The organism is Amycolatopsis sp. NPDC051102 (assembly GCF_040682815.1).
Classification (GTDB): domain Bacteria; phylum Actinomycetota; class Actinomycetes; order Mycobacteriales; family Pseudonocardiaceae; genus Amycolatopsis.
In genome coordinates this window covers 40,778-58,504 of the sequence record NZ_JBFBBT010000023.1, presented here as the reverse complement: position 1 = coordinate 58,504, position 17,727 = coordinate 40,778, and the positions used below count along the sequence as shown (strand labels likewise).

At 60.8% G+C, this 17,727-nt stretch carries 21 protein-coding genes; 17 read left to right on the top strand and 4 right to left on the bottom strand.

Annotated features, from left to right (window positions below; genetic code table 11):
- Positions 1–321 precede the first annotated feature (321 nt).
- A complete protein-coding gene (locus tag AB0M93_RS40115) occupies positions 322–2,166 on the top strand; it encodes a cutinase family protein (protein ID WP_364284568.1) in 1,845 nt (614 codons plus the stop codon).
- 208 nt (positions 2,167–2,374) lie between these two features.
- Here the strand turns inward: AB0M93_RS40115 and AB0M93_RS40110 are convergent, their stop codons facing one another.
- A complete protein-coding gene (locus tag AB0M93_RS40110) occupies positions 2,375–3,985 on the bottom strand; it encodes a hypothetical protein (protein WP_364284565.1) in 1,611 nt (536 codons plus the stop codon).
- Positions 3,986–4,218: 233 nt separating this feature from the next.
- On the opposite strand from AB0M93_RS40110, the gene AB0M93_RS40105 reads away from it, so the two are divergent.
- The 12 genes from AB0M93_RS40105 to AB0M93_RS40050 all read left to right on the top strand — a co-directional run bounded on the left by AB0M93_RS40105 (position 4,219) and on the right by AB0M93_RS40050 (position 14,239).
- Complete coding sequence (locus AB0M93_RS40105; protein ID WP_364284562.1) at positions 4,219–4,455, top strand: hypothetical protein; 237 nt, start codon at positions 4,219–4,221, stop codon at positions 4,453–4,455.
- A complete protein-coding gene (locus tag AB0M93_RS40100) occupies positions 4,452–4,988 on the top strand; it encodes a DUF6879 family protein (protein WP_364284743.1) in 537 nt (178 codons plus the stop codon). The genes AB0M93_RS40105 and AB0M93_RS40100 overlap by 4 nt, the downstream gene beginning before the upstream one ends.
- The gene (locus AB0M93_RS40095) at positions 4,957–5,838 is read left to right on the top strand and encodes a helix-turn-helix transcriptional regulator (RefSeq protein WP_364284559.1); all 882 of its coding nucleotides are present in this window, start codon (positions 4,957–4,959) and stop codon (positions 5,836–5,838) included. The genes AB0M93_RS40100 and AB0M93_RS40095 overlap by 32 nt, the downstream gene beginning before the upstream one ends.
- Before the next feature lie 67 nt (positions 5,839–5,905).
- A complete protein-coding gene (locus AB0M93_RS40090; protein WP_364284556.1) occupies positions 5,906–8,374 on the top strand; it encodes a hypothetical protein in 2,469 nt (822 codons plus the stop codon).
- Between the two features lie 192 nt (positions 8,375–8,566).
- Complete coding sequence (locus AB0M93_RS40085) at positions 8,567–9,724, top strand: radical SAM protein (protein WP_364284553.1); 1,158 nt, start codon at positions 8,567–8,569, stop codon at positions 9,722–9,724.
- The gene (locus AB0M93_RS40080) at positions 9,717–10,292 is read left to right on the top strand and encodes a 3'-5' exonuclease (protein WP_364284550.1); all 576 of its coding nucleotides are present in this window, start codon (positions 9,717–9,719) and stop codon (positions 10,290–10,292) included. The genes AB0M93_RS40085 and AB0M93_RS40080 overlap by 8 nt, the downstream gene beginning before the upstream one ends.
- Positions 10,279–11,172, top strand: a complete 894-nt coding sequence (locus tag AB0M93_RS40075; protein ID WP_364284547.1) for an aldo/keto reductase — start codon at positions 10,279–10,281, stop codon at positions 11,170–11,172. Before AB0M93_RS40080 ends, AB0M93_RS40075 begins: the two co-directional genes overlap by 14 nt.
- Positions 11,150–11,791: a dTMP kinase gene (gene tmk, locus AB0M93_RS40070; RefSeq protein WP_364284544.1), complete on the top strand. Its 642-nt coding sequence runs from the start codon at positions 11,150–11,152 to the stop codon at positions 11,789–11,791. Before AB0M93_RS40075 ends, tmk begins: the two co-directional genes overlap by 23 nt.
- Before the next feature lie 6 nt (positions 11,792–11,797).
- Positions 11,798–11,974, top strand: a complete 177-nt coding sequence (locus AB0M93_RS40065) for a hypothetical protein (RefSeq protein ID WP_364284542.1) — start codon at positions 11,798–11,800, stop codon at positions 11,972–11,974.
- Positions 11,975–12,080: 106 nt separating this feature from the next.
- On the top strand, positions 12,081–12,371 hold the full coding sequence (locus AB0M93_RS40060; RefSeq protein WP_364284540.1) for a hypothetical protein: 291 nt from the start codon (positions 12,081–12,083) through the stop codon (positions 12,369–12,371).
- Positions 12,331–12,885: a hypothetical protein gene (locus AB0M93_RS40055; RefSeq protein WP_364284537.1), complete on the top strand. Its 555-nt coding sequence runs from the start codon at positions 12,331–12,333 to the stop codon at positions 12,883–12,885. Before AB0M93_RS40060 ends, AB0M93_RS40055 begins: the two co-directional genes overlap by 41 nt.
- Positions 12,886–13,111: 226 nt before the next feature.
- Positions 13,112–14,239 (top strand): hypothetical protein, encoded by a 1,128-nt coding sequence (locus AB0M93_RS40050; protein WP_364284534.1) that lies wholly within the window; start codon positions 13,112–13,114, stop codon positions 14,237–14,239.
- Between the two features lie 10 nt (positions 14,240–14,249).
- Here the strand turns inward: AB0M93_RS40050 and AB0M93_RS40045 are convergent, their stop codons facing one another.
- From AB0M93_RS40045 to AB0M93_RS40035, 3 genes are all read right to left on the bottom strand, one after another.
- Positions 14,250–15,080: a hypothetical protein gene (locus tag AB0M93_RS40045; protein WP_364284531.1), complete on the bottom strand. Its 831-nt coding sequence runs from the start codon at positions 15,078–15,080 to the stop codon at positions 14,250–14,252.
- A gap of 188 nt (positions 15,081–15,268) precedes the next feature.
- Positions 15,269–15,730, bottom strand: a complete 462-nt coding sequence (locus AB0M93_RS40040) for a TetR/AcrR family transcriptional regulator (protein ID WP_364284528.1) — start codon at positions 15,728–15,730, stop codon at positions 15,269–15,271.
- Positions 15,731–15,931: 201 nt separating this feature from the next.
- Complete coding sequence (locus AB0M93_RS40035) at positions 15,932–16,618, bottom strand: helix-turn-helix domain-containing protein (protein WP_364284525.1); 687 nt, start codon at positions 16,616–16,618, stop codon at positions 15,932–15,934.
- Positions 16,619–16,713: 95 nt separating this feature from the next.
- Here AB0M93_RS40035 and AB0M93_RS40030 point away from each other — a divergent pair, with 95 nt between their 5' ends.
- Genes AB0M93_RS40030 through AB0M93_RS40015 form a run of 4 tightly spaced genes read left to right on the top strand, consistent with a single transcriptional unit; the run spans position 16,714 to position 17,727 of the window.
- Positions 16,714–17,058, top strand: coding sequence for a hypothetical protein (locus AB0M93_RS40030; RefSeq protein ID WP_364284522.1), 345 nt, complete (start codon positions 16,714–16,716; stop codon positions 17,056–17,058).
- Positions 17,055–17,309 (top strand): hypothetical protein, encoded by a 255-nt coding sequence (locus AB0M93_RS40025; RefSeq protein WP_364284519.1) that lies wholly within the window; start codon positions 17,055–17,057, stop codon positions 17,307–17,309. Before AB0M93_RS40030 ends, AB0M93_RS40025 begins: the two co-directional genes overlap by 4 nt.
- Positions 17,306–17,554 carry a hypothetical protein gene (locus AB0M93_RS40020; protein WP_364284516.1) on the top strand — a complete coding sequence of 83 codons (249 nt, stop codon included), beginning with the start codon at positions 17,306–17,308 and terminating at the stop codon, positions 17,552–17,554. Before AB0M93_RS40025 ends, AB0M93_RS40020 begins: the two co-directional genes overlap by 4 nt.
- Positions 17,551–17,727 (top strand): hypothetical protein, encoded by a 177-nt coding sequence (locus tag AB0M93_RS40015; RefSeq protein ID WP_364284513.1) that lies wholly within the window; start codon positions 17,551–17,553, stop codon positions 17,725–17,727. The genes AB0M93_RS40020 and AB0M93_RS40015 overlap by 4 nt, the downstream gene beginning before the upstream one ends.

Genomic DNA, 17,727 nt, shown 5'->3' with positions numbered 1-17,727 from the left:
CTCGCCTTTTAGTTGACCTCACTATAATCTAGCGGTTTCCAAATGGCAAGGGAGTTGCACCCGTACCACAAGAGGTAAAGCTGACGTTCTATTGATTTAAATTCAAAATATGTTATTCTCTCGTAACGACCCGCCCCCCTTGTTTAGGTAAAGGGATTGGCGGGTTTGCTCATTTCAGAACAAGAGAGAAGGTGATGACCTATGCGCACGAAAGCGCATAGTCGCCTCAGAGCGCTCATGCTCTGTATGGCTACGCTGTTCAGCGGCGCTGGTCTCGTGGTCTTCGGGCCGGCGAGTCCCGCAAACGCTGACCCTGCCTGCATGACGAATGGTGGGGTCTACATGGTGTTCGCGCGAGGCTCCGGCGAGCACCTCAATGACCTACGAGCGCACGAATTCTACAAGGACGTCCGCTCTGTACTGAACCGGCCACCGCGGCTGGTCAATACAAACTGGGTCGAAGTGGGCAACGAAGATGGTGACGTTCCCGTCGACATGAACATCGAACCCTGGAACTACGGCGGCGCGCCACCCCAGCCAAACGACAGCGGGGAGTACCCAGCCGTCGGCTGGGCCGACTGGGGCGTCCTTACCGGAATGGACGGCTACTACAACAGCGTCTGGAAGGGTGTCGACGAGCTGACCGCACATCTCAACGACCGCGCAAATCGGTGCCCGAAAGAGTCCATCGTCGTGGGCGGCTACTCTCAAGGCGCCGAGGTCGTGGGATATGCCATGATGAGCATCAGTGATTACACGCGAAGCCACATCGGCTACGTCGCCCTCTACGGCGATCCACGCGCCACCGCCTGCAGTTCGGGCGAAGGCGTCAGCGTACCGTGGCGGCGAGGAAGTGCAAGCTGCGCACTCGGCTCACTGAAAACTCGAAACCCCTACACGCCGAGCGCCCTCAACAACCGCACAGGAAGTTGGTGTGACAAATGGGACGGCGTCTGCACAGGGAAGGCCGGGTACATCCCGCCAAGCCCGGCGAGTTCACACGGTAGCGCCTACCAGGACTTGTGGATAGCGGACTCGGCTAACGAGATCGCTAACAGGTCACTGGACAAGCTCAACCAGCTGAACCCGAATTCGACGCCATTCTCATTGCCGAGCTACACCATCACGCCGCCGGACACCTCACCTGGCTCCCCAGCGGCACCGCCCCCTCCACCGACCATCACCCACGTGAAGCGGACACTCGCGCCCGACGGGACGACCCACGAGGTTTACGCCTCAACGAAGTCGTCTGTCACGGAAGCCTGGTGGCATCCTGGCGGGGACGGTGTCCATACCGACGAGATCATCCACATCTCCCAGGACAACATCGTCGGCTTCGACAAAGTCAACGAGCCGGATGGAACGACGCAGTCGCTCTATACGGCCGTGCCTGACGGGGTGTGGGAGACGTGGTGGCGGCCAGGAGACGGAGTCCATCACAATAAGATCGTCACCGGCCTCAGCGGCGTCCGCCAGGTCATCGCTGATCCGCAGCAGGAAAGCGCCGGCTACACACACCGGCTCTACGTGCTGGCTCAAGACGGCCCGTACGAGGTCTGGTGGCGTGACGGCGGCGACGGCGTCCACGTGAGTCACCTCGACAGCATCAACGGTCCGGTCACCATGACCAAGTCGAAGGGGCCGGACGGTACCGAGCAGCTGTACGTGGCCACGCCAACCTGGGTGTACGAACTGTGGTGGCATCCCGGAGAGAACAGCGTTCACACCGGGACGATCATCAACATCACCCAGGGTGACATCCGCAGTCTGAGCAAGGGAGAGAACCTCCCTGACGGCGGGCAGCTCCTCTACACCGGGACCAGCACGACGGCGTGGCAGAGTTACTGGCTGAACAGCGCGCCGTCACACGGCACGATAGCAACGGGTCAAGCAAACGCCATGCAGATCAAGAAGACCACGTACAACGGTGTTCACGAGCTGTATCTGGCCACGAGCGACCACGTGCAAGAGTACTGGTGGAACGGCTCCAGTAGTGGTGGCGGTGAGTTGATCCGCATCAGTCAGAACAACATCACGTCCTTTGACAAGAGCAACGACGGAGCAGCCCAGCAGGTTTACACCGCGTCGGGCGACCTCGTGTACGAGACGTGGTGGGCTGCGGGCATCAGCCCTTCGTCGAGTGTGCTGTTCAAGGTCGATCGGTAGGCTCTTACCGGGATGACCTGCCAAGATGAAGCGGGCCAGCTGGTCGGGCGATACGTCGCCGCCAGCGACGACGCCCGGCCAGCTTGGCTCACCACTCTCTTTCTTTGCAGCCCGCCCGCCAAGGGCTGAGGCAGACGACCTGCTCGGTGGGAGCAGGTTATTTTAGTTTCTAGACTTATCCGAACTCAGCACCAGTCCGCCATAATCTCTAGCCACCTAACAGTAGTTTGGTGCTCCGCAAAGCGCCGTCTGAGAGTTCGAGAATATCGGCACGCTCGCTCACCAGTGTCCGGATCGCCCGTATGGCAACTTCGAGGGCTTCCTGGCACAGTGGGTACTCACTCTCCTTCAAGTTGCGACTACCGTGAACCACCTTGCTTCGCAGGCCATATATAGCACCGAGCTGCTTCTTGAGCTCTTGCCTGGCCTCAGTGGACTCCTCCAACAAAACGGCTAGGCACATCGTGACCCGGAACGTCGGCTCACCCTCGCTCGTTCCGAATAGATTTTCCCAAGCGATCACGGAATCAATGAGTACATCGGAAGGTTCGCGCCGTTCAGCGATGGCACGCAGGATGCGGCTCAACGCCAGTTCGATCCGCGCCACATGTGTCGTGTTCAGCCGCTCATACCACTCACCCCAAGCAGTTAATTCGGATTCCGTAAGCTGGACGGGCATAATTCCAGTTCCCTGCCGAGGGTCGGACCACGAAATTGTTGATCCAGCATTGAGCGGCGCATCAATACTCTGCCAGGTCTGCACCAACTGCACCCGAGATGGACGGTCCGCGGCCAGCATGAGACTGAAGCGAAGACGGGTAACAGCACTGGCGAAACTTGCCGGTGGGCGCATGTCATCAGGAAAAGGCTGCGGCCGGTCAGACATCTCGGTCTTCGTAAAACGGACCCTGAATGGGTAGTCATAGTCCAGGATGACGTCACCGTCATAGTTGATTAGCGTGGTCACCCCATCGGCATCCGTGCCCTGCAGTTGCCCTTTTAGTGACTCTGGGGCGAGCTTACGATCCGCCCCGGAAGCAGCTCGGATAACACCGCAGTCAAGTTTCAGCTGTGCGCCAGGAGGTAGCAAGACGCCCGCGAAGGCAATCTTCGCCGGAATGGCGCGAGTCTTACCCGCCATGAGGTCGCGTGCCAGGCGCAACTCACTTACAGCCTGCTGAGCGAACAACGCCGGCGCTCGCCGAGCGCTGTCCATTCGCCTCCAGGCCCTGTTCAACAACAACTCGGACAGCATCAGTAGTTGCAGACTACCGCCAGAGCCAGTGTTGGCATACATCATAGCTGTACGGCCGCTGTGCTCGACCTCGGTCTCGAAGATAGCTCCGATAACGGCGTCTTCGAGAGCGGCCTCCTGAAACGCCTTCCCCGCCGGGTGCTGAAGAGTCGCCCGGACAACATGGATGCTGCTGATCTGCATCATCGTGGGCATTCGGAGATCAGACGGGAATAAGAAGGCTACGTAGACGTCAAGCGCTAGTGCCACAATCGCGCGTTCGAGTTCGTCATCTGCCGCAGGTGTGGCGTCCGCTGTCGACACATGTTCGTGTATTTTGACCGCGACCGTCCTGCCCTCGGAGCTGACCTGCATTAACCAACCTCGTACCGCGTCGTTGACGCTGCCCTCGTCCAGCTGGGACGGCATATTGTCCCGCAAAAGAGAAAGATTGTCAACAACTTCCGCCTGGTCACCAGAAGGCTGCTTTTCACCGGAAGCGAGTTCCGGAATATCCGCCAGATCGCAGCCGAGCAGATAGGCGAGAGCTTCGTCGCCCACGGCTCCGATCAGCCATTGCAGCATCGACGTCTCACTTTGGTTGTTTGACTCACTTTCCATAAGTAGATTATGCCATAAAAAGGCAGTCGAATACCCGAACAGCCATCCGACACTCCGGGCGCGTACATCTAACTACCGATCATTCGGGCGTACGCAGTCACCGGGCGGCGATCGTGGCGGGCACGCCGTTGACCTCGTCCCTGCCCTCCGGCACCATGGGCAGGAACGCTTCAGCAAGTTTCTCGCAAGGAGGCCAGATGCGCGCACGGTTCCTCGGCAAGGACCCCGACTCGCAGGTAGGTAACTCACCTACCCTGTTCGCCACGGACCGCACCGATCGGGTGACATACATCGCCCAGGGGTGGAAGGTCACCGACCCCCAGGTACTCGCGGACGTCGGCCCGGTGCCCGACCACGAGACCCTGATCGAGATCCCCGAAGACGTGCTCAAGATGTATGCCCGCCGCTACATGAACGAGGAGGGAGAGCGCTGAGCCTGCTCATCGGCGACGACTTCGGCCGGCTCTTCCATTCCTTCGAACACACGGCCTTCCGCCTGGAGGCTCGCGACCGCTACGACGCCGACTACGAGAACGAGTCGTTGCAGAAATTTCTCGCGGGCGAGCAGGACGACCTGCCATGGATGCAGGACTGGTTGAAGATGATTCGCGCAGCTACGTCGGACGGCAAGCGGTTCGCTCGCGTGCGTGTAGTGAGCATGCCGCTCACCGACTACAGCCGGTTCGGTGTGTGGTGTGCGCAGTTCACCAACGGCGCAGGCGAGGATATCCGCTACCTGGAGCGCGGCCTGGCCAAAGCCACAGGCCTCCCCGACCATGACTACTGGCTGTTCGACTCGCGCAAGCTGGTGCGGATGCACTTCGACGACAACGACGCCTTCCTTGGCGGCGAGGTCATCGAGGACCCGTCCGAGGTCGTGCAGCACAACTACTGGCGCGATGCCGCATGGCACCACGCTGTGAAACGGGACGACTTTGCCACCGAACAACACCTCAAGCGCGTCTAACGTCCACGAGGCACGGAACGCGCTCGGCAAACGGCTCCGCGAGCTTCGCTCGACCGCAGGCTTCAGCGGCCGGCAGCTCGCGGAGTTCTTGTTGTGGCCACCATCCAAGATTTCCAAGCTGGAGAACGGGCGTCAGACGCCCAGCGACGACGACATCCGCGCATGGACCCATGCCACGAACAGCGAAGTTGAGACCGATGCGCTGCTTGCCTCGCTGCACACGCTTGAGGTCCAGCACGCTGAGTGGCAGCGTGTCCTACGTGTCGGACTGAAACCTCATCAGCAAGAGTTGATCGAGTGGGACCACAAGACGCGGCTTTTCCGGGCGTTCGAAGCTACTGTCATTCCGGGGCTGCTCCAGACTGCCGAGTACGCGCGCGCCCGCTTCGCCGAGGGCATCCGCCGGTTGAAGTTGCCGAACGACATCAACGAGGCGGTAGCCGCTCGCGTGCAGCGTCAGGAAATTCTGTACCGGCCGGATAAGCGGTTCCACTTCGTTCTAACCGAGGCGGCACTGCGTTTCCGGCTGTGCCCGCCCGAGGTCATGCTCGGCCAGCTCGACCGCTTGGTGTCTTTCTCCCAGTTGCCCAACGTCCGGTTGGGGATTATCGGGTTTGAGACGCAGTACGCCACTTCGCCGTGGCACGGCTTCTGGATGTACGACAGTGAACGAGTGTTGGTCGAGACGTTTAGCGCGGCACTTGACCTGCGGCAGCCGCAAGAGATCGAGCTGTACGGCAACGCCTTCGAGCAGTTGGCGGCAGTAGCGAGTTACGGGCGGAGTGCGCGGGCGATTATCAACGGTGTTAGTGAGTCCCTGGCGGCTGAAGCATCTGAAGGTGATGCATAGTGCCTCATTGAGAACTTCTGTGCACTAAATCATTACCCTCGAAGTATAATACAAATATTATTTCAAAGTGCCGGATCGGCGGCAGGAAATGAGCCAAGTGCAGCAAGTCCCTAGCTACAAAAATATAACAGCAACGGTCCGCACCCCCCGTTGCGCCGTACTGATCAACGAAGCAAGTTCTCTTTGGCCGACGGCCGCCAAGGGTGCAATTCAACACGCCTCAGCAGTATGGGGCGGTAGATACTTCCTCCTTGTACCCACCGACGGAAGGCGAATCAAGGAAAAGTTCTGGGAGGTACTTGAAGCCTACAACCCCGACAATATCACCACATACAATATCTCCTTCTCAGACATGCAGGAGGCCGACCCAGAGGCGTTCACTCGAACCAAACAGAAGTACAAAGAGGGATGGGACAAGGAGGGCTTCGCTGGCGACTTTGAAGAATGGTTTACTGATAACGCCGCCACATCGCGAATCGACAAGCTAGTTATCAGCGAGGAACTGGAACGGCAGCTCATCAATAGACTAAGCCCCTTCCACTTTCATGGAAAGTCAGTGCGTCACCCAATCTCACGAAAATCCGGATTCGGCTATCCATTTACAAAGATCGCGGATATCGTCAGCCACGCGAACAACAAGCCTGCCGAGATCATTCTACCGAAGTCGATTGATGACCCTACCGCCGCCCTTCTAGCATACTCCCAGACGGGAATCGCGAGCTCCGCCTACTGTGAAGAATTGGAAAAACAAGGGGTCGCCACGAACCAACTCCCCGACAACTATGACACGAAGGAATTCGTCTGCCATGTATTAGGGAGCCAGAGTCCAGTTTGGCAAACGGAGGCTGACCATTGGCGTCCCTCCGATGAGTACATGCCGAGGACACCGTTTGGTCTTAGCATGTTACACCTTGGCCAATACTATCAAATCGATCACCACCACACAGAAAAAGAACCAACCGTGGTCGTAGTAGGAGACGCGGTAGATGATTTTTGCCTCTACTACTGCCTGTCCCGTCTTCATGAGCGGGTTCTTTGGCTGCCACTTGACTGGCTGCGAGACTGCTATCGTGCCGTCGCCGAAAATCGTCGGCGATACCAGCGCGGAGAGGAACAGCAGACACTTGGCGCATCGCAGGAGTTGACACGCGCCCTGATCAACTTGTACTTCGAAACCATTGACTATGGTCATCACGAGAACCGAGTTCAACTACTCAGCATGAGCCTAAGTCAGCGGCAGCTGATCGCATACCGCAGACAAATGGCCGAGTGCTCATACGTCGACCGTGACCGTTACGCCTCGAAGGTAGATTGCGTTCCCATTGAACGCTCCTCCACCGACTGCCTCCTTCGAGTGTTCGAGGAGAACAACTACACAAATAGTGAAACAATCGTGTTCATCGACAACCAAAGCGTAAGTCCATTCCCCACGCCAAAGCCGAAGAACTTCGGTTTCATCAAACCGTCTGGCCACAACTGGTTGACCTCGCTACAGATCGACGGGTACGGCCCTCCTGCGCTTCCAGATTTGGGATCTGCGATAATAAACATCCATGGCCTGAGTAACGAGTCGCGGGTAGCGTCAGACGGAATTACTTACCATTGCCCTAACGTCGGGTACTTCGGCGGAGACATCGATGTAGTTTTGGTTAAGCCGAAAATAACACTGCCCGATGAGATGGCAGTGATGGCAGCCTACTTTTCGGATTGCGGAGTCACCATAGGCTACTCCGACAAAGGTAACTACTTCCTCGACACTATCGATCGATTCGGCGGGCTAGATGAGGTTGGCGCATTCATCAAGGACGCCGCTACGCGCAGCGTACTCGACAAATTTATGGAGACAAGAAACAGTCAAGATGGCAGCGTGATCTATCTTACTAATGATCAACGGGCATACCTTAGTCTTGCGGCTATAATGGATAGCATTGGAAATGAGGACTCAGCCGGCACGCTTGTCGATGAACTTGTCGGGAAACGTGTTCTGCGCCGCGGATACATCCTGCAATGCGAACGCTGCCGACTCGCCTCCTGGTATGACCTTGAGGTTCTTACAACCGATTTTACTTGCAGTCGATGCTCGTTTCGACAGCAATTCAAGCAAGCCCATTGGAAAGAACCAATTGAGCCGAAATGGTACTACCGGCTAGCCGAGACGGTCTACCAATTCTACGTCCATAACTCTCACGTCACCGCCCAAGCTCTCTATAAGCTCAAGATGCAGTCGCAGTCCACTTTTCACTATGTTCCCGAGATCGATCTCTATAACTTTGAACCATCAGGAAAGAAGAGAGAACTAGACATCGCGTGCGTAGTTGATGGCAAGCTCGTCGTCGGCGAATGTAAGACCGAACCTTTGCAGCCCAAAGACGCGGAAAAGTTCGAAAAAATGACAAGAATGCTGGGCCGGCAACCCGACCGAATCGTCTTTGCGACGGCACTCTCGTCCGTTACTGACACTTTTAAGTCTCGAATCGCAGGACTGCCACAGTCCGAGGTGTGGACGTACGGGGACATGTACGACAGTCCCGCATAGCCAACCGTGGGGCGAGTCAGCATGAACCCTTGGACAGCAGGAGCGCTGCTCACCTTTTCCACTGCCTTGTATCCTTCGTGGCGCTTCTAGAAATACTGAGAAATTTTCTGTTCATCAGGCCTTCCTCTCCCTACTCTCCCGTCAGGGACGCCGTAGCGGCGTCCGTCCCCATCGGACTCGGGAGAGAGCCAGGTGACTGTTCGCGTCGCCCTGCTGAGCAGGGACCAGATCGACCGACTACCGGAGCGTGCCCGCGAGGTCGTCGAGTACCGCAAGTCGGGCCTCAGCCTGAACCACATCCAGGGCTGCCCGCTCGACTGCGCGTACTGCATCCGGCACACCTACGGCCTGTGGGATCAGCGGGTGCCGCGGGCGCTCATGAGCGAGGCCCAGGCCGTCGAAGAGCTGGTCACTCATCGGTACTTCCAGCCGCATGTGACCCCGGTGCAGGTGTTCAACAGGGCCACCGACCCGTTCCTTCCGGTCGTCCGGCCGCACACCTTCGCCGTGCTGGAAGACCTGGACGAGCGCGGCCTGACCAATCACGTACTCGTCATCACCCGCCACCAGATGAAGCCGGACGACATCGACCGACTCAACCAGCTCCAGCACGTCAAAGTGACGCTGCTGTTCACGTACAGCGGGATTCAGAACAAGGCCATCGAGCCCTACCCGTCGCACGTGGCGGCTGAGTCGCTGACGCTCATGAGCAGGCCGGAAAGCCGGCGGTACCGGACCATCCTGTACTGGCGTCCGCTGGTGCCCGGCTTGAACGACTCGCCGGAGCACCTCGAGGCCGCCCACGAGCTGGCCCAGCACGCCGACGCCACGGTGTTCACCGGCCTGTTCTACAGGGGCGAGATCGCGGCGTACTACAAGGCCAACAACCTGCCCGAGCCGTACGAGGACACCGCGCGCCGCAAGATCGTGCCCGAGACGCTGGAACAGCGGGTGCTCGCGGCGTTCGGCAACTCCACGCCGTTGTTCCGCAAGACCAGCTGCGCAGTCGCCTACGCGCATGGCCTGCCCGACTACAACGGCCACTACGGCATTCGCGAGCTGTGCGACATCTGCCCGCTGAGTCAGCTCGAACTCTGCGCGGGCGCCCACCGCGTGCCGTCACCCGAGCGGTTGCAGGAGGTCGCCAGCACGCTGCCGGAGGCTCGTGGTCTTGTGGTCGTGGACATCACCGAGCGGGCGGCCGTGGTGTCCGGCCTGGAGACCGAGCAGCCGCGCTATTACCTGCAACACGCCCTCGGCTTCCAGGTTCACGACGTGCGCCACCCGCACCGTGAGCGTCGGCACGGTCGTGCCGACATCGGATGGAAGGGCGAAACGCAAGATGACTGACTGGACGAGCCTCAACTTCGTGGTCGTGGACGTCGAGGGCAACGGCCAGCAGCCGCCCGACCTGGTGGAGCTGGCCGCCGTGCCGGTGGTCGACGGGATCATCGGGGAGCCCGTGTCTTGGCTGGTCAAGCCGGAGACCTCAATCAAGCACTTCGCCACGCGCATCCACGGCCTGACGAACAGGGACGTGGCCGACTGCCCGTCGTTCGAGGACATCACTGGCAACGTGCTGGCAGCCCTGAGCGCTGACGCCCTTGTCGCCCACAACGCCCACGTTGACCTGGGTGTTCTTCAGCGCAAGCTCACCAACTGGGAGCCGCCGGAAGTATTCGACACGCTCAAGCTGGCGCGCCGTCTGATGCCCGGCATGGGCGCCTACCGGCTCGGCAACCTGGTCGAATCCTTCAGCCTGGCCGAGGGGCTGCCGGACGACCTCAGCCCCCACCGCGCGACGTATGACGCGCTGGTCGCCGCGCGGCTGTTCGTGCTGGTCGCTACCAAGGCCGCCAGCCTGGAAGAGCTGCGCGGCCAGCCTCCCGAGAAGGTCGATCAAGATGCTCTTTTCTAGCCTGAACCGCATCGGCTTCGGCTCGATGCAGCTCACCGGCCCTGGCCATTGGGCCGCTCCGGACAACCCGGATCGTGCCATGCAGGTACTCCGCGATGCCGTCGACGCGGGTGTGACACACATCGACACCGCCGACGCCTACGGCCCGTTCACGGCAGAAAAGTACATTCGCAAGGCGTTGCATCCCTACCCCGACGACTTGGTCATCGCCACCAAGGGCGGTCTCACTCGCCAAGGTCCGAACCGTTGGGCACCGTGTGGGCGGCCGGAGTACCTGCGCCAGTGCGTCGAGATGAGTCTTCGGCGGCTCCAGATCGAACGGATCGAGCTGTACTACCTCCACCGCATCGACCCCGCCGTAGCCATGGAGGACCAGCTCGCTGTGCTCTCCGACATGCAGGCCGAAGGGAAGATTCACCACATCGGGCTATCCAAGGTGGACCTCAATCAGGTCCAGAGGGCCAGCGAGCTGATCGACGTCGCAGCCGTGCAGAACAAATACAACGTGTCGAACCTGATGTTCGAAGAGGTTCTTCGCTACTGCGAACTCGCCAGCATCGCCTTCGTGCCGTACGCCCCGCTGGCCTCAGGTCGCCTCGTCGAGCCTCACGGCTTGCTTCACGAGCTGGCTACCCAGTACAGCGCCACACCTGCCCAGCTCGCGCTGGCGTGGCTGCTAAACCGGTCCCCCGTGATGATGCCGATCCCGGGAACGAGTAGCAGCGCACGTCTCCACGAGAACCTGGCAGCCCATCAGATCAACCTCACCCGCGAGGCCATGACCGCTATCGAGCTGGCGGCCGCCAAGGCGCACAGCCCGGAAGAACGGAGCGGTCAGAGGACGGGAGGATACGACGATGAGCCTCCGGCCCTTCTCTGATCACCAACGCGGCTTGTTCGTGAGTGTGGACGGGCCGAGCGGCGCCGGGAAGTCCACGATCGTGGAGCATCTCGCCCAACTGCTCGTCGCCGCTGGCGAAGACGTCCACGTGACGGCCGAGCCGTCCACCGGCCCCATCGGCACGCTGTGCAATGAGTTGACCGATACGACCACCGGATACGCCCTGGCCTGCTTGTACGCGGCTGACCGCTACCACCACCTTGAGGCGGAAGTCCGGCCGAACCTCGAAGCCGGCCGCGTGGTGATCAGCGACCGCTACATCCCGTCCGGCCTGGTGATGCAGCGCTTCGACGGCATCGACCCGGTATTCCTCTGGCGACTCAATGCCGAAGCCGACCGCCCCGACCTTGCTGTGATCCTCGAAGCTGATCCCGAGGTCATCTCGGAGCGCCTGAGCGAACGTGGCCCGCATAACCGCTTTCAACTCTCGCCTGGCAGCAGCCACGCCGAAGCACACTTCTACCGGCAGGCCACCGAGCGGCTGATCCAAGCTGGCTTCGACGTGCTGCGGGTAGACGTGAACCGGAAGCCGGCCGAACAGTCCGCGGCGCTGATTCGTGACCGACTGCTGACCTTCTTCGCCCCGGCGGCGGGGTGAGCGGGCATGGTCGAGACGACGACCGAAGCGGACAGCGAGAATGACACGCTGCACCAGCTCGCCACCGAAATCCTGAACGAGCACGCCGACGACTACGGCCTATGCGCCGTGTGCGGTTGCACCTTCCCGTGCGCTCGAGCCGTGCTCGCTGAGCACAACCTCGCGCTCACGAGCACTCCCTGAACCGGCAGGACCGGCGATGCCTGGACGCCTGGGAACCCGTCGCCGGTCCTGTCACCCAAGTTGCACGGAGACCGACCATGAAACCCCTGATGCCGGGCGGCACGTGATGGATCGGCGCGACCTCGGCATGGACATCGTCGGCCAGCTCAAGGACATCAACAACGACACCGGGGCGTTCGTAGCGGGAGTTCTCAGCGACGACGTCTCCCGAGAGGACCAGATCACTTTTGCGCTGCGGCTGGTGCGGTTGGCCGCGCGCATCAAGGAGCGAGCGGACGGCACGGCTGGAATGGTCGTTGAAGGAGGCGTTGTTGATGGCGGTTATAGCGGGCGACCTACGCTTACGGCCGGAGCAGATGAACGGCCAGACCATCCCCGCCCCGCGGTCGATGGCTGAGCAGCCCCGTCCCAAGGCGATAGCCGACCTCACCTTGGCGGCCACGTCCACGGCGGCGAACGTCGGCGCGCTATTCCTCCGCTACGCCCTGACGGGCTGGCAACGCGCCAAGCTGGTCGGCACCGGCGAAGCCGTGTTGCGTGAGCTGATCGGCCAGGCGGTTGAGTTGACCGGCGTACCCGACCCAACGGCACGCTGGATCAACCTTCGCGACCTCGCACTTCTCCACGTGCGGCTGGTGCTGCTGGAGACTGGCGTCATTGTCGAGGTAGCTGACCGCCACAACCAGCCGCCGGCGTGGCCCGATGCCGTGACGTCACGGTGCGCGCGGTGGAGCTCCTACCCGACCAACGTCGGCCGGGTCGTGTGGTGCGAGCTGGAAGCACCGGTGTACGAGCTAACCGAACAGGGGCTACCGAAGCGGCCGAAGACCGCGGGAGCCAAGGGCCCGCCGGCGCCGGGGGCTGATCCGGAGCTTCTTCAACAGGTGTTTGAGGGGTTGAAGAAACTTTGAATCTACGGCGAATCCGGTCTACCGACATCCGAGTCCGACCGGTCTCGGTGACGCAACAGTAGATCAGAGGAGGTGGCACATGCGCGCGATACTTAGCGGGGGCGGGGGCGATACCTGATCTCGTCCGCCCATGAAGCATTAGGGATGCCCCTGGCACGGTCCCGACACCAGGGGCATCCTCTGCCTATTCGACAGTAACCTCATTATTGTTATAATAATCTTGAATATGCCCGACCTGCTTCACCAGCTCTACAGGACCAAGCTCCGCCTCGCCGGGCTGGTTACTGCTATCGCCGGGATTGGGCTCCTCTTCGCCGCTCAGGCGGTCGCGACAACCTCAACGTTGAGTTGGTTGGTGGCCTGGCCGACTAACCAGCTTGGAACCACCCTGCTCAGCGCGGGCGTCATCGCCGTCATCTTCGAGTACTACGCCCGCAAGGAATCGGAAGCACTTGCCGCCGAGCGATTCCGCGCGGTCATTCGCCAGGAGGCTCCAGCTATCCGCGATGCTGTTCTCGACAGCTTCGCCTTCGACCCCACGGCGTTGAAGAACATCGCCTCGCCCGAGACTCTGGACCGCATCGCAGCCAACGCTCTTGGCCTGCGACTCGAGGATCAAGCGCTGGCCCAAGACGTCTACGCCGACGTACGCAACCAGATCATCGGCGCGCCCGAGCGCTGGCACGACGTGAACGTCTCCGTTGACCTCGCGCCCTGGACCGCTGGTCCGACTACTGGCCGCGGCTCCATGTTCGTCGCCACTCTGCGCTGGGAGTACCGCGTGACACCAGCCAACTCAACCATGCGCTTCGCCTGCGTGTCCGACCTCGCCGAGTACCGCGACCTGCTCCGCGACCAGGCCACGACGTCAGCGTGGTACTTCGGCCAGTCATCCGGCCTCGACGCTGCATCTCGAGACGCGTTCGAGCTCGTCCAGCTCGCCGTCAACGGCAAAGAGCGCACCATCCGGCGCACGCAGCGCCAAGGGGCGCAGCTCTACACCGCCGGCCTCGGCACCACTGCCATGAGCGGCGAACCCGTTACCGTCGCCTACACCTACCGTGTGCTCGTCCAGCGTCACGGCCACTTGCTGTACCTCGATCTGCCTCGCCCGACCAAAGGCCTCAAAGTCCAGTTCAACTACAGCGAGGCCGGCATCCGCCGCGTCAACACACTCGACTTCATCGCCAGCTCCCAGCAAAGTCGCGTTGAGCACAGTCCTGAAGCCGTGCCCGCCCGATCGGTCGACATCGGGTTCGATGGCTGGATCTTTCCACGATCTGGCGTTGCGTTCGTCTGGGTCCTCGAAGAGGAGATGCGAGGGGCTACCGCCGCCGATCCACACCGAACATGACTGAAAGCCCCTATTTCTGAGTATCTGGTGCCAGTCTGCCCAACAGTCCAGCCACGGCGGCCACAATCATGATCGCATCGTCCCTGCTCCATACGAAGTCGGCCGTCACTTCGTCGTCATGGTTTGCACCGCTAGCGAGGCTATAGAGACTATCGACCAAGACGCTCCATCGCTGTGCTTGCGTCCGTTCCTTCGCCTTCTTTTGCGGTGCCGACGAGTCTGAAGGAACGACCTCCTTCACATAGTCGAGTGCGGAACGTGCCTTGATTATGGCTTCCTCATACTTGCCGTCAACGATGTGACCCTTGGCCTCTCGAATACGGCTGACGGCCTTTCGCAGTTCGCTTCCGTCCAGAGGCAGAGGCACCAAGACTTCCATCACGACCGCAGCACCCAGCCCCTCAAGCTGCCGCGCCCATGCTTCAGCTTGCACAAAAGCCGGCTCCTGTGCCTGCACGAGCGAATACAAGCCGTCGACGGGTTGGAGCAGGACAGCGTCGAGGTGCAGTCGAAGCGGAAGGTCACGGCCGTCCCGTATGTCCTCAATGACCTGGAGCTGGCCGTCACTGAGGGCGCACGTCAGCTGCTCGGTCGCCTGAAACCCGCGAGTCGCCAGCTGCTTCGGCTGTAGCGGCCCAAGCCACCGGTTCGCGTCGTTGAGCTCGGCGTACAGCTCACCGCTCAACTGGATCGGCAACCCCTCAGCCAAGCCGACCGTTGCCACGGTCACGGTGACAGCCAGCCGATGAACCCCGGCACCCGGGGACAAGTTCACGCTGGCGTTGCCGGGCCCGGCACTCACGCGCAGCCCGCGCCCCTGCGCGAAGTTCAGGTCAACCATGGCGTCTCGTCCTCGCTTGATCGTGCCGTCATCCGCTGGACGCACAGTACTCCAGTGGGAGGCGGCATGCGAAGTCAATTATTTCTGTCCGAAATTGAAGTACCCCGCTCATCTGCGGCGCACTTCAGGTGCTACACGCGGAGCGGGGTTGATGGGTGTTCAAGGCACTGGACCTTACGACCTGTTGGCTACCTTCCTTTGGTCGTTGAGTTGAGGATGGGCTGAAGTAGGCGGTCGTAGACAGCCCACAGCAAATCGTTCTTGCTGGGGAAGTGATTGGAGATGGTCGGCACACTCACGCCCGAAACCCGAGCAACTGCCTCAAGGAAGTTGCCGCCTTCTGTCCGACGTTCTACAACGAGCTGCGTTGCCGCCGTTATCAGACGTTCACGAGTACGAATTCGTTTCGTCCTGGCCGCCCTTTGACGATATCCTAGACCGTCAGCGCCCGCGTCCCGCTGTACTCGTTGTAGGTATGCTCGACCATCAGTAGCATCAAGCACGCCGCCGTACTCCCGCACCATCGCCTCGATCGGCAGAGTGGGATTAGTCGCAAAGAGCTGAAGCAGTGCTTCGATGCGCTTCGTCTTATCGGCAAGGTGAAGGCGGAGCTTCTGTAAACGCTCAGCCGCTTGTTTGTCGGAATTCATCGCGCCTCCGAGAGGTCGAGAGTGAATCCCGCTTGCGTGTAAGCAAAGTGCGCTTGAACGTGGGAGCCAATTGGCCCCCAGCTGTCAATTTATAACATATCTTAACGAAATTTACAACTTAACAGGTCCCGAGACGACCCAGATAGCAGAACGCATCCAGAGGTGGTTGAGGATTCCAGAGAAGCTTTAATCGCCGCATGTTCACACGGACATATCATCAAATTCATCGTCGGGATCTGCGCGAGAAACTGGTGCAGCCTTGAGTGCGGGCATCACCTGACTAAGGACAAGCCTCTCCGCCTCCTCGACGGTAATGTCATAGTTCATGGCTGTCATGAGCAAGATGCCGCTGATGTGATAGGCTGAAACCCTGTCAGCGTTCAGCTCGGGATTGAAGGCGCCCTCTCGCTTACCTATCTCGATAAGCTCACCGAAAATTGCCGCGATCGCAGGCAAGCCGCCGTCCTTGACAGCTTCAATATCCTCGAATTCTTCGGAGGAGATCAACGGTTCTTCGAGCAGTGCCGCCGCTACCGCCATAGTCAGCTGGCGCTTCTTGACCGCTGTGCTCACAAACATTTTCAGCATCTCACTGATGATCTGTGACGCATCCAGGTCCAGGTCGTAGACGCGGCCTTCCGTCTTCTCGATCAACGACGCTACAACCTGCCCGTAAGCGCGCATCACCAGTGCGTACTTGGACTTGAAGTGGTTGCGCAGTGTCGGGACGCTGACGCCGGCTTGCTTGGCCACATCCTCAAGCCTGGTGTCGCGCCAGCCGCGTTCCTCGAAGAGCTCGCGCGCTGCCGTCACCAGCGCCAGCCGGGTTCGCGCACGCTTGGTCTCGGCTGCTCGCTGCCTAAAGCCCTGGTGCTCCACGTTCTTCACTCTACCATGGCAGACAGATTGTCATTGACGAAAACTTGTCAGCCATGCAAGCTTGACTCCTGCGGCGCTCAGCCGAGCGTCAGAAGGAGGTAGCTATGAGCAACGAACTCATGCGTCGCGTCGGTGACGCCCTGCTGTCCCAGGACCAGTCGCCGGTACCCGCGCGCCTGACGCGCGAGGTCCAGCGGGCCGTGGACCGTCAAGCCGGGCTGGCGGTGGTTCGGGCAGCAGCCGCCCGGGCCGACGCTTACGAAGCGAACACGCGGGTAGAGCTGGCCGCGTTCGTGACCGAGACTGGCCTGTCGCTGGCCGCCCGACTCTCCAAGCACGAGGAAGAACTCATCCAAGGAGCCCCGCTCGGCGAAGCTCGCTACAAGCACATCGTGGACAGCTTCGCCATGCTGGCCGCCGACGAAGTGAGAAAGCTGGGGCAGCGATGAGTGCCCTGGTCATCGGCGGGCTGGCCGCACTGGTCGCGGCCGGCATCGCCTTCCCTCTCGGCCTCTGGTTGGGACGTCGGCAGCGGTCGGAGCGGGAAGCCCAGCTCGAAGCTCGGCTGGCCGGACTCCAGCACGTCGTGGACGTCCAGCGCGACACGACCGGCATGGTCACGGAGCGCGCCATGTCCGCCATGGGCGACCTGGTGCGACGGTCGGTCGGCGTGCTCCGGCAGCAGCGGGAGCGGCCATGAACACGGTCATCGCCTGTGTCCTGTTCGCGGCAATACTCCTCGGTCTCGGCTTCGGCATCGGGTGGTGCTGGATGGAGGTCCGTACGGAAGACCAGCAGGAGGACATCGAGCGCCAGAAGTCGCAGGTCAACCGGGAGATGAACGCCATCCGGACCGCCAACCGGCTCGGGCTGGCCTTCTGGCGAACCAAGGAGGAGCTGGACGCCGAAGCACGACGCCACCAGCGGGGCGGTGAGTGGCGATGAGCCACCATCAGCCGTACCGCGGAGCCCGGCGGCGTCGCTACCAGGTCGTGATGAAGTCGTGGCGGCGGCTGCGTCAGAACGACGTGGACGGACCCGTTCAGATTCGGTTCCAGCGTCGGCACCTCATGGAGGAGCTGCGAGCACTCGATCTCGAAACCTACGACTACAGCTAA